This is a genomic window from Acidihalobacter sp. (genome assembly GCF_037381185.1).
Lineage (GTDB): Bacteria > Pseudomonadota > Gammaproteobacteria > DSM-5130 > Acidihalobacteraceae > Acidihalobacter_A.
The window spans coordinates 1-12,297 of the sequence record NZ_JARRQY010000054.1 but is presented as its reverse complement, the minus strand read 5'-3'; the positions used below and the strand labels follow the sequence as shown (position 1 = coordinate 12,297).

At 63.3% G+C, this 12,297-nt stretch carries 11 protein-coding genes; 8 read left to right on the top strand and 3 right to left on the bottom strand.

Features of this window, described 5'->3' with window-relative positions:
* Positions 1-15 precede the first annotated feature (15 nt).
* Positions 16-666, bottom strand: a complete 651-nt coding sequence (locus P8014_RS16420) for a cysteine hydrolase (protein ID WP_337818402.1) — start codon at positions 664-666, stop codon at positions 16-18.
* Positions 667-1,606: 940 nt separating this feature from the next.
* A complete protein-coding gene (locus P8014_RS16415) occupies positions 1,607-2,236 on the bottom strand; it encodes a TetR/AcrR family transcriptional regulator (protein ID WP_337818401.1) in 630 nt (209 codons plus the stop codon).
* Positions 2,237-2,358: 122 nt separating this feature from the next.
* Between P8014_RS16415 and P8014_RS16410 the strand changes: the two genes are divergently transcribed.
* From P8014_RS16410 to P8014_RS16390, 5 genes are read left to right on the top strand one after another with little or no spacing between them, the layout of a single operon-like run.
* A complete protein-coding gene (locus P8014_RS16410; RefSeq protein ID WP_337818400.1) occupies positions 2,359-3,138 on the top strand; it encodes an outer membrane lipoprotein-sorting protein in 780 nt (259 codons plus the stop codon).
* A complete protein-coding gene (locus P8014_RS16405) occupies positions 3,135-4,349 on the top strand; it encodes an FtsX-like permease family protein (protein WP_337818399.1) in 1,215 nt (404 codons plus the stop codon). The genes P8014_RS16410 and P8014_RS16405 overlap by 4 nt, the downstream gene beginning before the upstream one ends.
* Entirely contained in the window at positions 4,349-5,578 is a 1,230-nt protein-coding gene (locus P8014_RS16400) for an FtsX-like permease family protein (RefSeq protein WP_337818398.1), read from the top strand. Before P8014_RS16405 ends, P8014_RS16400 begins: the two co-directional genes overlap by 1 nt.
* Before the next feature lie 14 nt (positions 5,579-5,592).
* Entirely contained in the window at positions 5,593-6,279 is a 687-nt protein-coding gene (locus tag P8014_RS16395; protein WP_337818397.1) for an ABC transporter ATP-binding protein, read from the top strand.
* Positions 6,276-7,544 carry a hypothetical protein gene (locus tag P8014_RS16390; protein WP_337818396.1) on the top strand — a complete coding sequence of 423 codons (1,269 nt, stop codon included), beginning with the start codon at positions 6,276-6,278 and terminating at the stop codon, positions 7,542-7,544. Before P8014_RS16395 ends, P8014_RS16390 begins: the two co-directional genes overlap by 4 nt.
* A 135-nt stretch (positions 7,545-7,679) precedes the next feature.
* On the opposite strand, the gene P8014_RS16385 is transcribed toward P8014_RS16390, so the two are convergent.
* Positions 7,680-8,621 (bottom strand): LysR family transcriptional regulator, encoded by a 942-nt coding sequence (locus P8014_RS16385; protein WP_337818395.1) that lies wholly within the window; start codon positions 8,619-8,621, stop codon positions 7,680-7,682.
* 176 nt (positions 8,622-8,797) lie between these two features.
* Between P8014_RS16385 and P8014_RS16380 the strand changes: the two genes are divergently transcribed.
* The 3 genes from P8014_RS16380 to P8014_RS16370 all read left to right on the top strand — a co-directional run.
* On the top strand, positions 8,798-9,505 hold the full coding sequence (locus P8014_RS16380) for an SDR family NAD(P)-dependent oxidoreductase (RefSeq protein ID WP_337818394.1): 708 nt from the start codon (positions 8,798-8,800) through the stop codon (positions 9,503-9,505).
* A 156-nt stretch (positions 9,506-9,661) separates the two neighbouring features.
* Positions 9,662-11,113, top strand: coding sequence for an MFS transporter (locus P8014_RS16375; protein ID WP_337818393.1), 1,452 nt, complete (start codon positions 9,662-9,664; stop codon positions 11,111-11,113).
* A gap of 264 nt (positions 11,114-11,377) precedes the next feature.
* Positions 11,378-12,297: methyl-accepting chemotaxis protein (locus P8014_RS16370; RefSeq protein WP_337818392.1), on the top strand; the 920-nt coding region annotated here is incomplete at its 3' end.

Below are 12,297 nucleotides of genomic sequence, written 5' to 3'. Positions count from 1 at the left end.
ATGTTTCGCCTCGTGTCAGGCAGATTTCTCCGCCGTTTGCGGATTCATGAGATTCACGAACGTGTCGCCGGATACCAGGCGACCGAAATGATGCGCGACGTGCTCGACGAAGTGTTCCTGCTGCGCCGGGCTGAAGGCCGCCGTCGCGTCGATGACGATCACTGGTTCGTAGCCCAGGTCGTGTGCGGCTCGCATGGTCGATTCGACGCATACGTGCGTGGCGTAGCCGGCGACGAAGAGGCGGGTGATGCCGTTGGCCTTCATCAGGCCCTCCAGGTTCGAGTCGGCGAAAGCGCTGGAGCCGCTGCGCCCCTCGACCACGAACTCGTCGGCGGCAGGCGCGAAGTCCGGATGAAAGCGCCAGCCGTCGTCGGCGGATTTCCAGGTGCCCGCACGCTGGATGGCGCCGCGCAGGCCGAAGTCGCAAGCGCCCAGTTCCCGGTAGTCGGGCGAAAGCTTGAGCGTCGCATGCAATACAGGCATGTCGATGGCTCGGGCCGCGTGCAATACCCGCTGTGCGACCGCGACCGAGTCGTCGAACGCCGCGCGATTGCGCTCCATGAGACGGTGCAGTTTTCCGTCGGTAGCGAGCCATTCGTTGACGAATTCGATCATAAGCAGGGCTGCGCGGCCGAAACGGGGGTGAAGGCTGTCGATAGAGGTCATTGGATGCTCCTAATCCGTGAACGTAATGCATGTTTGCCGGTGTGAGCAGCTTAGGAGCACTGCTTCGATCGGTGTGATAGGGTCGCGGCCACATTAATTATGAATTGAATTCAAGATGGCGCGTTCTGACGTTGACCCACTGACCGGTTTGAATACATTCGTGTGTTGCGCCGAGTCGGAGTCGTTTACGGCGGCCGGCCGGGTGTTGGGTTTGACGCCTTCGGCCGTCAGCAAAGCCATGACGCGCCTGGAGCGCGATTTGGGTGTGCGCCTGTTTCAGCGTTCTCCACGGGCGGTGACGCTGACCGCAGAAGGCGCCGAGTTCTATGCGCAGTGCAAGGGGCTGGTGGACAGCGCCGCGGGCGCGCGCGCCCTGGTTTCCGGTTCGCGTGGGCGGCCCTGGGGAACGCTGCGGGTCAGTGCTCCGGTCGCCTTTGGCCAATTCGTTCTGTCCAAAGCCCGCCGTTCGTCGCTGTCGCGTCGCCGGGCTACCTGCGTGTTCGGGGAACGCCAACGCATCCGGAGCAATTGGATGGGCATGCGTGTCTTGGCTACCTGCGCGCACGGGACGGCGCCGTGCGGCGTTGGACGTTCGACAGACAGGGGGAGCGATTCGAAGTCGATCCGCAGGGGCCGCTGTGCTCGGGACATGGGCCCGTTCTGCTCGATGCCGTCGTTTCCGGGAGCGGAATTGCCCAGCTGCCCCGTTTCATGGTTGCTTCAGACGTTGACAGCGGCGCTCTGCAGATCGTGTTGGAAGACTATTCGTCCTACGGGCCTCCGGTTTATGCGGTTTATTCCCATAACAGGCATCGATCGTCGACGATTCAGGAGTTTCTGAGCTTTGTTCGCGGGTTGGACTCGCAATTGTGATTCATTTCGAGTGCGGCCGATGGCCGGCCGCATTCGCGGACAGTTTTCGGAAAGCGGTTTTTGCCGCTCATTCCGTTGCTTTCGCGAGAAGGTTTCGGAACAAGCCAATATGCAGCGCGGGCATTTCCTCGCGTTCGTCTTCGTCGAGTTCTTCCCAGTGCACCACGAGCCAGCGGTCGACGGCTTCGAGCAGACCCATGGTCGAGTCGATAAGCAGTGACTGCGGCAGGTCGGTTCTGATGATGCCGAGCGCTTGTCCCTGCGCGATGAACCGTTTGACCCATTTCTTGGCGGTTTCGAACACGCGTCCGGTCGGGGAGCCCCCCTTGGGGCTGGCGCGCAAGCCGTAGAACATGCTGCCGAATTTGACCAGCCAGCGGTTCGCGTCGATCAGCGTCAGCGCTTTGCGGTAGCGCGCCTCCAGTTCGCTCCAATAGCTATCTGCCGTAAGGGTCTCCGGCTCGATGATGCCGACCTGCTTGAAAAAAACCCCGACCATCCGTTCGATGAGCGTCGTGAACAGGTCGGCCTTGTCGTCGAAATAGTAGTAGAGGGAGCTTTTCCCCATGCCGGATTGTTTCAGTATCCGGTTCAGGGAGGCGCCGTCGTAGCCCTTGTCGGCGAATTCTTCGGCAGCGCTTTCGAAGAGGCGCTTCTTGCGTTCGTCATCTAGCTTGTCGAGGCGGCGTGGGCTCATGGGATCAGAATATCCATTTACTTCACCGTTGACCACAGTGTGTACCAGTGGTACAAACTTGAGTACACAGTGTGATGTGCCGCCGGTTCGTCGTCGTGTTGCGTATGCGGGAGAATGTCGTCATGAGCATGGGGATCAGAGTGTTCTTCAAATTCACCGTGGCCGGATTGCTGCTGGCGGCGCAGGGTGCCGCACTTGCCGCGCCGAATCCCACGAGTCTGGTCGAGAAGGCGCTGCACCGGTGGCGGGGCGACAGCTCGTATACGGAAGTGACCATGGTCATCCATCGGCCTGATTGGCAGCGCCATATGGAGATGATCGCCTGGACTCAGGGCGAGAACGATTCCCTGGTGCGCTTCACCGCCCCCCGGGGCGATGCGGGCAACGCGACGCTCAAGCTCGGGCAGGCCTTATGGATCTACAACCCGAAGCTGAATCAGGTCATCAAGCTGCCGTTTTCGATGATGTCGCAGAACTGGATGGGCTCCGATTTTTCGTACAACGATCTTTCCAAGTCGAATCAGATCGTGACCGATTACACGCACGCGCTGGGCGGGGTGACGGAGGCGGGGGGACACAAGGTCTATGCGGTGGTCTGCACGCCCAAGCCCGGAGCGCCGGTGGTCTGGGGCAAGCAGGTGCTGAAGATCCGTGACGACGGCGTGCTGCTCGAGGAAACCTTCTACGATCAGGACATGAAGCCGGTGCGGCGCCTGGCGACCACGAAGGTCGCCCCCCTGGGCGGACGCCCGTTTCCGGTGGTGATGCGCATGAGCGAGGTCGGCAAGCCGGGGAGGTGGACGCAGCTGAGTTACGCCAAGGGCGTGTTCGACCTGAAGCTGCCGGCCTATCTCTTCACGCTGTCGAACCTGCGCAACCCGCGGCCCTGGAGTGCGCCGTGATCGCACTGGCCTGGCGCAACCTGTGGCGCCAGCCGCGCCGCACCCTGCTGACGCTGCTGGCCATTGCGTTCGCGTGCCTGGTGATGGTGTTTCTGCTCGCGTTGCAGGTCGGCACCTACGCGAGCATGAAGGACAACACCATGCGGTTGTTCGATGGCTACGCGCAGGTGCAGCCGCGTGGCTACCTCGACGACCCGGGCATTCGCAAGTCGTTCGGTCACGCCGGGGAATTGGCCCGGAGCGTCGCGCGGGTTCCGGGGGTGACCGCTGTGGCGGCTCGAGCCCAGACCTATGCGCTGTTGTCCAAGGGCTCGCGTAGCTTGGCGGCCATGGTCGTCGGCGTCGATCCCGCGGCGGAGCGCCGGGTTTCGCGTATCGCTTCGACGCTGCGCGCCGGTCGCTATCTTCGGCCCGATACCGCCGAGATCGTTCTCGGACAAGCGCTTGCGCGCAACCTGGGTGTCGCGGTCGGCGATCGGGTGACGCTGCTGGGCATGGGGCGCGACGGTTCGGTGGCCGCCGACGTGTTGACCGTGGCGGGAATATTCTCCAGCGGTGTCAAGGACCTCGACCGGCAGCTGGCGGAAATCCCGCTGCGGCGTTTCCAGGGCGATTTCGTCATGCCGGACATGGCGAACGTGCTGGCGCTTTCCGGGGCATCGCTGGACGCGGTGAACAGGGCGTTGCCGGCCATTCGGCGCGCGGCCGGGCAGAAGGGGTTGAGCGTGCGCAGCTGGGGCGAGTTGGAGCCGGGACTCAAGAATGCCATTCAGCTCGACGCCAGTACGTCGATGCTGTGGTACGTCGTGCTGGTGGTGGTGAGCGTGGCCATTCTGCTCAACACCATTCTGATGTCGATTCTGGAGCGGACCCGCGAGTTCGGCATACTCCTGGCGCTCGGCATGAGGCCGATGACGGCGGCGCGCATGGTGTGGCTGGAAATTCTGATGCTGCTGGCCGTGGGGCTGACGCTCGGCATCGGGCTGGGGGCGGCGGCGGCCGGCTGGTACGCGGTGCACGGATTGGTGTTGCCGGGCGCGGAGGGTGTGTTCGCGCAGTGGGGACTGCCCGGACGGATGTATCCGCAGCTCACGCCGTTTTCCCTGCTCGCGGCGCCGGCGGCGATCGCCTGCTTTACCGCGCTCGCGGGCGTGTTTCCGCTGCTGCGTTTGCGACGGCTCGAGCCGGTGGCGGCCATGAGGGCGGCGTGATGGAACGCCTGAAGCTCATTTCGGCCCTGGCCTGGCGCAACCTGTGGCGCAATCCGCGCCGTACCGGCCTGGTGTTGGTGGCGGTCAGCATCGGCGTTTGGTCCATGCTCAGTTTCACCGCTTTGCTGCAGGCCTGGAGCGCGAGCAGTCTGCAGGCCGCGCTCGAGAATCTCACCGGCCAGGGGCAGGTTCACGCCCGCGGATATCTCGACAATCCGGGCGTCGCGCGCAGCATGCCGCCGCCGTCCGGTGCGCTGCTCGCGGTGCTCGACGGAACGGAGGTCAAGCGCTGGGCACCGCGGGTACGGGTGCCGGCGGCAGTACAAAGTGCCTACAAGACCTGGCCGGTAAGCCTGATGGGAATCGACCCGGCGCGCGAGCGCGGCTTGTCGTTCATCGCCACGGCCGTGCACGCGGGGCGCGGGCTCGACGGCGCTGACGGCACCGGCATTCTGCTCGGCCGCAAGCTGGCCAAGCGCCTGCATACCGGCATCGGCAAGCGCGTCGTGCTGATGAGCCAGAACAGCGCGGGCGGCATGGCCGAACGCGGGTTCAAGGTGGTCGGCTTGTTTTCAGCGCCGCCGCAGATCGAGGACCGCTATGTGTTCATCGGTCTGGCGCGGGCGCAGAGCATGCTCGGCATGGGCGAGAACATCACGGGAGTTTCGTTCGGTCTGCGCCGCATGGCGGAACTGGATACGTTCATCGGCAAGCTGCGCGGGGCCGCGCCCGGGATGGACGTTCAGTCCTGGCAGACTCTGCGACCGCTGACCAAGGCAATGAATCAGCTCTCCAGCAGTTTCATACAGGTCTGGATCGTCATTATTTTCGTGCTGATGAGTTTTGGGATCGTCAACACGCTGCTGATGTCGCTGCACGAGCGCGTGCGCGAGCTGGCGCTGCTGCAGGCCTTGGGTCTGCGGCCGCGGCTGATCTTCGCTCAGGTGGCGCTGGAATCCGCCCTGGTGGTGTTGCTGGGAATCGCCATCGGCGTGCTGGCGGCTACCGCCACGGTGCTGGCGTTCCACCGCGGCGTCGATCTGGGGTTTCTGGCCCGTGGGTCGGAATGGCTCGGTGCGGGGAGGGTGCTGTATCCGCGGCTGGATGTGACCCAGTTCGCCGCCATCAGCGCCCTGGTGTGGGCGCTGGGGGTTGCTGCCGGACTGTTGCCGATCTGGCGCATCGTGCGGCGCGTGCCCGTCGAAGCGATCAACCGCGGCCAGACATGAACAAGGAGCAAGCAATGGAAGCGATCGTGATCTGCCGCGGGCTCGGCAAGCGCTACGGTGCCGGAGACACCGCGGTCCATGCGCTGCAGGACGTAGACCTGGAAATCCATCGCGGCGAGTTTCTCAGCCTGTCGGGGCCGTCCGGCTCGGGCAAGACGACGCTGCTCAACCATATCGGCGGGCTTGATCGTCCCACCAGCGGCGAGGTGAGCGTGGACGGGCGGAAGCTGGGCGAACTGGACAAAGGGGAACTCGCCGACCTGCGGCTGGAGAAGATCGGCTTCGTGTTCCAGGCCTACAATTTGATCCCGGTGCTCAGTGCGTACGAGAACGTGGAGTTCATCCTGCAGTTGCAGGGCGTGCATGCGCGGCAACGCAGGGAGCGGGCGCGCGCGATGCTGTCCGAGGTAGGCCTCGAAAAACTGGGCGAGCGGCGTCCGGGGGAGCTCTCGGGCGGCCAGCAGCAGCGCGTGGCCATCGCGCGTGCGATGGCTTCTTCGCCGGCCATCGTGCTGGCCGACGAGCCCAGCGCCAATCTCGACTCCGCCGCTACCGAGGAACTGCTCGCGCTCATGAGCCGGCTCAACGAGGCGCGCGGGATGACTTTCTGTGTCGCCTCGCACGATCCGCGGGTTATCGAATACACGCGCCGGCGGGTGCGCATGCGTGACGGGCGGATAGAGGCGGACGAGAGGGCATGAGCGGCCGCTTTGCCCGGCTGGCGGCGGCAGTGCTGTGCGCTGCGTTGCCGACCGTGGGGGGTGCGCAGGGCGGTTTGCGCGTAGAGCTGAACCTGGAGGGGGCGCTGGCGGGCAACACTGCCGACAGTCTTGACGCCGCGCTCGGCGAGCGTGGGCGAAGCGAGCAGGACGCGAGGCTGCGCCTCATGTGGTCGCGAACCCTGGCTTCCGGCTGGGGCGTCGATATGGCCTATCTCGCCGAGGCGAGCCACGGCGGCAGCGTGGCGCTGACGCGCCGCGAACATGCTGCCGACCCCGGTCTGTACGTCGACCCGCGGCGCACGGCGCTGCTGCGTCTGAGTCATGTGGTGACGGATCATGGCCAGTATTACGCCGAGCATCGTCTCGACCGGCTCGCCGTGAGCTACAGCGCGCAGCATCTGGTGTTGCGGGTGGGGCGTCAGGCGCTCACCTGGGGCGGCGGACTGGTGTTCCACCCGATGGACCTGTTCAACCCCTTCGCGCCGAACGCGACCTATACGGCCTACAAACCGGGCGCCGACATGCTGTACGCGCAGTGGCTGTTCGACAGCGGTGCCGATGTGCAGGGCGTGGCGGTGCCGCGCCGCGATCCGGGTACGGGCCATGTCGAGGCCGATCAGTCCTCGGCCGGCATCAAGTGGCGGGGCTTTGCCGGGCGCCAGCAGCAGTTCGGAATCGACTTGATGCTGGCGAAGGATTACCGGGACGCGGTGCTGGGGGCGGGGATCAGCGGTTCGGCGGCCGGCGCCAGTTGGACCGTGGAGGTCGTTCCCACCCGCTTGCACGGCGGCGGGGTGCGCACCTCGGCACTGGCCAATGCGCAGTATGCCTGGGTCCTGGGCGGGAAAAACCTCAATGGCTACGTCGAGTATTTCCACAACGGTTTCGGCATGAGCGGCAGCGACTACACTCTTGCGGCTCTGCCCCGTGCTCTTAGCGATCGTCTGGCCCGTGGCGAGCTTTTCACCGTGTCGAAGAACTATCTGGCCGCCGGTGTCGATCTGCAGTGGACGCCGCTGCTCATGCTCAAGCCCTCGCTGATCGCTAATCTCGACGACGGCAGTACTCTGCTGCTGGGGCGGGCGGAGTACAGCCTGGGGCAGAATACGAGCGTCACCGCCGGCCTGCAGTTTCCGTTCGGCCGACACGGCACCGAGTACGGCGGGTTGGAGACTGCGCCGGGTTCGGGCGTTTACGCGGTGCCGGCCGAACGGGTGTACGCCAGATTCACCTGGTATTTCTGAACGCACTTCAGGGAGCGCCTAAGGATGCGCGGCAAGGCGCGCAGCGCAGCGAGTGAGACCTATCAAGTGGATAGACGAAGAAGCGAGCAGCGCGCAACGTAGCAGATTGCCCGCGTAGCCATTTAATCAGCGTTCCTAAGCGCCGGTGAGTTTCGGCGCTCTCTCGCGGCAGACGTTACGCGTCAACTGTCGCAGCCAGCGATGGGCCGGGTCACGCTCCGATCGGGGGTGCCACATCTGCGATACCGTAATCTCCCCTGTCTTTACTGGAAGCTCGAACGCATGGAGCGTCGCAGTCGCCCCATCGCTCTTGAAGCCCGATTGGGTGGCTAGGAAGGAGGCGGGTACAAGCGCTACCAGATCTGATGCTTGAGCCACGGCCAGGGCGGTGGAAAAACTCGGAACCATGGCGGCGATCCTGCGTTCCAGACCCAATTCGGCCAGCGCGTCGTCGACCGGCCCGCCTATTCGGCCGCGGCGGGATGCGACGACATGGCCGAAGGACACGTACCCCTCGACCGTCACCGCATGCTCGAGTCCAAGCGGATGGTCTTTTCTCACGACGCCTATGAAGCGATCTCTGAACAGGGTCTGCAAGCGTATTTCCGGCCCCATTTCCCCCAGCACGCCGATTTCGAGATCGACCAGGCCTTCGCGCAAAGGTCTTGAGGTCTTTTCCGGTTTGGGGGAGAAACGCAGCCGCGCGAGCGGCGCCACTGCAGCCGCCTCCGCTATGAGTGATGCACCGAACGCCTCCACGAAACCTTCGTTACTACGGATGGTAAAGGTGCGTTCCAGCGTGGCCAGAGCCAGTTTCGACGCTGAAGGGCGCAGTACGGAACGCGCCTCGCATACGGCGTTTTGGGTGCGTTCGCGTATTTCTTCGGCATAGGGCGTCAACACCATGTGACGTCCGGCCCTGACCAGCAGGAGGTCTCCGGTTGTTGCGCGGAGGCGGCCCAGTGTTCGGCTCATGGCCGACGCGCTCAAGCCCAGGCGGCGTGCAGCGCCGGCCACGCTTTTTTCGGCAAGCAGCACGTCGAGCGCGATGAGCAGATTTAGGTCCGGTTCGGCCATGTCTTATCGTATTTCGGTTCGGGAAATATAGAGAAGGCGTTTTGTGCAGCTTATAGATGCAAACGATGCGTCTTCCGCCATATCTGCGCTCTGACTATAGTTCCTCCCGCACCAACACACTCAGGATTACATCGATTTCAATGCCGTCTCTGGTCAGTTGAACTCGGAGGAAATGAATGATGAAAATGGATTTGCCGCAAAAGACTGTATTACTCATCGGCGCATCCCGCGGACTGGGGTTTGCGATGGCAGAGGAGTATCTGAAGCGCGGATGCAAAGTGATCGCAACCGGGCGGGCTGCCTCCAGGGATAGTCTTTTCCGCCTCGCAGAATGTTTTCCGGAATTGCTTGAGGTGGAGACGCTAGATATTACGGTTCCCGAGCAGATCAGTGATTTGCGTACCCGGCTTGGTGAACGATGCGTAGACCTCTTGTTCGTGAATGCCGGCGTCAAAAACGACGATCGAGAAACGATAGCCGATGTGTCGACCGATGAATTCATTCGCGTGATGGTGACTAATTCGCTGAGTCCGTTGAGGGTCATCGAAACGCTGCAGGATCTGGTCCCTCCAAGCGGTACGATCGGCGTCATGTCCTCGGGGCAGGGCAGTCTCACGAACAACATCAACGCCAACTATGAGGTTTACCGCGGCAGCAAGGCCGCCTTGAACATGTTCATGCGTAGCTTTGCCGCGCGTCACCGCGACGATCCGAGAACACTGCTACTCATGGCGCCTGGGTGGGTGCGGACGGATATGGGGGGAGCTCAGGCACGTTTGAGCATAGATGAGAGTATTCCCAATCTGATCAATACGATGGGTACCTATGAAGGGCGTGCGGGGCTGCATTACCTCGATTACCTCGGGAAAGTTGTTCCCTGGTGAACGGTGGCGATGGTTTGGCCGGTTCTCCGCTTTTTTGCGAGACACATGAGTTTTGCCGGCCGTGAGGCGGTACAGTTCTCGGCAGGCGCCATGTATCGCTTTGTCGCCGGGCACTTTTGCGGCCCTGCATTCTTTCTGAATCGGTAAGGAGTCATAGTGGTCGCTCGTTTGTTTAGTGATGCACCGCACGACGATGGTCTGCCCGGTGCGGAGCGCCGCTGGGCGGTGCTCGTGCTGATCGTCGGTACGCTGTTGGCGGTGTTGGATGGCTCGATCGTCAACGTCGCGCTGCCGGCGATCGCGCAGGAACTGCATGCGTCCGCCGCGGCTACGATCTGGGTCGCCAACGCGTTTCTGCTGGTCGACGCGGTGGGGTTGCTGAGCTTTGCCGCGCTGGGCGACGTGATCGGGTATCGCCGGGTCTATCTGTTCGGGCTGTCGGTGTTCACGCTGTCTTCGCTGGGCTGCGCACTCTCACCGAGCCTGGGCATGCTTATCGGCATGCGCGCCGTGCAGGGCTTCGGTGCGGCCGCCATGCTGAGCGTCGGGCCGGCCATCTACCGCACGATTTTTCCGGCGCGGCTGCTCGGCTCGGCCCTGGGGCTGAGCGCGCTGGTCGTGGCGTTCGGCCTCGCCGCCGGTCCGTCCATCGGCGGCGGTATTCTGGCGGTGCTGGATTGGCCGTGGCTGTTCGCGTTCAACGTGCCGTTGGGCCTGATTGCCGTGGCGCTCGCCTATCGTGCCTTGCCGCGCAGCGGCGGCCGGGGTGGACGCTTCGATATCGCTGGTGCGGTGCTTTCGGTGCTGATGTTGGGCGGCTTCGTCGTGGGCATGGAGGCGGTGGCGCACGAGGGTGGGGTGTGGCGTTCCGGCGCAGCGTTGGGTACCAGCGTCGTGGCCGGGACGGTGTTCATCTGGTGGCAGCGCCGCTGTGAGCGTCCCCTGCTACCGCTGGAGATTTTTCGGACGCAGCGTTTTTCGCGTGCGGCGCAGACGTCCCTGGTGGCGTTTACCGCCCAGGGCATTGCCTTCATTTCGCTGCCGTTCCTGTTCCAGAGCGTACAGGGCTACAGCCCCCTGCAGTCAGCAGTGCTGTTCACGCCATGGCCGCTGGCGATCATTGTTGCCGGTCCCCTGGCCGGGCGGTTTTCCGACCGAGTGAATCCGGCGTTGATCTCGACGCTAGGGCTGGCTGTGTTCATCGCCGGTCTGCTGAGTGTGGCGCTGCTCGGCGCACAGACGTCAATGGTCGATATCCTGTGGCGAACCGGCTTGTGTGGTTTGGGCTATGGTTTCTTCCAGGCGCCTAATAATGTGGAACTGCTCGGCAGTGTCGCCCGCGAGCGTAGCGGCGTAGCCTCCGGCGTACTTGCCAGCGCGCGTACCTTCGGCCAGTCGGTCGGCGCCGCGGTGGTGGCGTTGATGTTGGGACAGCTGGGTGGGGCGGCGCATGCGATGACCAGTATTCTGCCCGTGCACGCCGCGCTGTGGGCCGGCTTCGTCATCGCGTTTTTTGCGCTCGCTCTGAGCGCTTCGCGGATACGTATTGCGGCGGCGGCACATGCCGTTAGGATCATGGCGAAACGCCAGGGACGAGCTGATCGATAGGCTACGCGGACGCTCTGCTGCGGTGTGCGCTGCCTGTTGGCCGGGAGTTGCGCGGACTGTTCCTGTGGCTTGCTCAATGTTTCCGGCTTCCCGCCGATAAGCGATATATGCGGGTTTTCGATCCCGATCGACCCGTTTGCAGGAACACCATTTCGCCTTTACCACCCTTAGAAGAAGGTATGCAAGATGTTGCTGTTACCACGGACTATCAAGGCTCGACTATTTGGTGCTGCCGGTTTCGCCGTTTTATTGGTGGTGGCGGCTATGATCATGACCGTTACCTTCGAAGGCAAAATCCGCGTCAGGGTAGGTGAGGTCGTTGACGTATACGTGCCCTTGCAACAGGCGGTGCAGCGCATGGCAAGCGAGGGTCTGGTGTCCGGGGTGGCTATCCGCAACAAACTGCTCAATCCGTTGAGCGGTTCCAGTTGGATAGGAGAGGCGACCGCTTCGATGAAGAACTTCGACACCGAGCTGCAGACCGCAGCCATGCTGGTGCCGAAGAATACGAAACTGGCCGAAACGATTAATGAGATAGGAAAACTCTGGAAAACGAACAAGGCGCAGCGCACCAAAATCATCGAGCAGCTTAAAACGAATCGCTATCTTCAGGCTCGTCAGCTACTCGCCCAGTCCGATCCTGTCTGGAAAAAGATCAGGGCGCTGCTGCTGCAGGCTGGTACGATGACCGGCGACATCGAGATCGCCCAGAAGAATCAGATGCAGCAGATGCTGGCGCAGGCTTCCTGGTGGAGTTTGTCGCTGTCCATGATCGCCATTCTGATCGGCGGCGGTCTGACCGGTCTGGCCATCTTCGGGCTGATCCGCCGGATGGGACAGGTCGTGGTGATGATGAACGAGATCGCTCAGGGCGAGGGCGACCTGACGCGGCGCATGGTGGTTCACGAGCGCGGTGACGAGCTGGATCATTTGTCCGCGGCGTTCAATCGTTTCGTGGAACGTGTGCAGCGTCTGGTGGGTCAGGTGGCGGGTTCGACGGCGCAGCTGTCGGCGGCGGCCGAGGAGCTGTCGGCGACCAGCGAGGAGAGCAGCGGTCACGTGGAGCGCCAGCAGAGCGAGACCGAGCAGGTGGCCACGGCGATGAACGAGATGTCGGCGACCGTGCAGGAAGTGGCCAAGAACGCCTCGGAAGCGGCGCAGGCGGCGCGCGCGGCCGACGGGGA

Coding starts and splice junctions, on each gene's coding strand:
- P8014_RS16400 (WP_337818398.1), top strand. CDS start 4,349: ATGGAACGCCTGAAGCTCATTTCGGCCCTGGCCTGGCGCAACCTGTGG.
- P8014_RS16390 (WP_337818396.1), top strand. CDS start 6,276: ATGAGCGGCCGCTTTGCCCGGCTGGCGGCGGCAGTGCTGTGCGCTGCG.
- P8014_RS16380 (WP_337818394.1), top strand. CDS start 8,798: ATGATGAAAATGGATTTGCCGCAAAAGACTGTATTACTCATCGGCGCA.
- P8014_RS16420 (WP_337818402.1), bottom strand. CDS start 666: ATGACCTCTATCGACAGCCTTCACCCCCGTTTCGGCCGCGCAGCCCTG.
- P8014_RS16415 (WP_337818401.1), bottom strand. CDS start 2,236: ATGAGCCCACGCCGCCTCGACAAGCTAGATGACGAACGCAAGAAGCGC.
- P8014_RS16410 (WP_337818400.1), top strand. CDS start 2,359: ATGAGCATGGGGATCAGAGTGTTCTTCAAATTCACCGTGGCCGGATTG.
- P8014_RS16395 (WP_337818397.1), top strand. CDS start 5,593: ATGGAAGCGATCGTGATCTGCCGCGGGCTCGGCAAGCGCTACGGTGCC.
- P8014_RS16385 (WP_337818395.1), bottom strand. CDS start 8,621: ATGGCCGAACCGGACCTAAATCTGCTCATCGCGCTCGACGTGCTGCTT.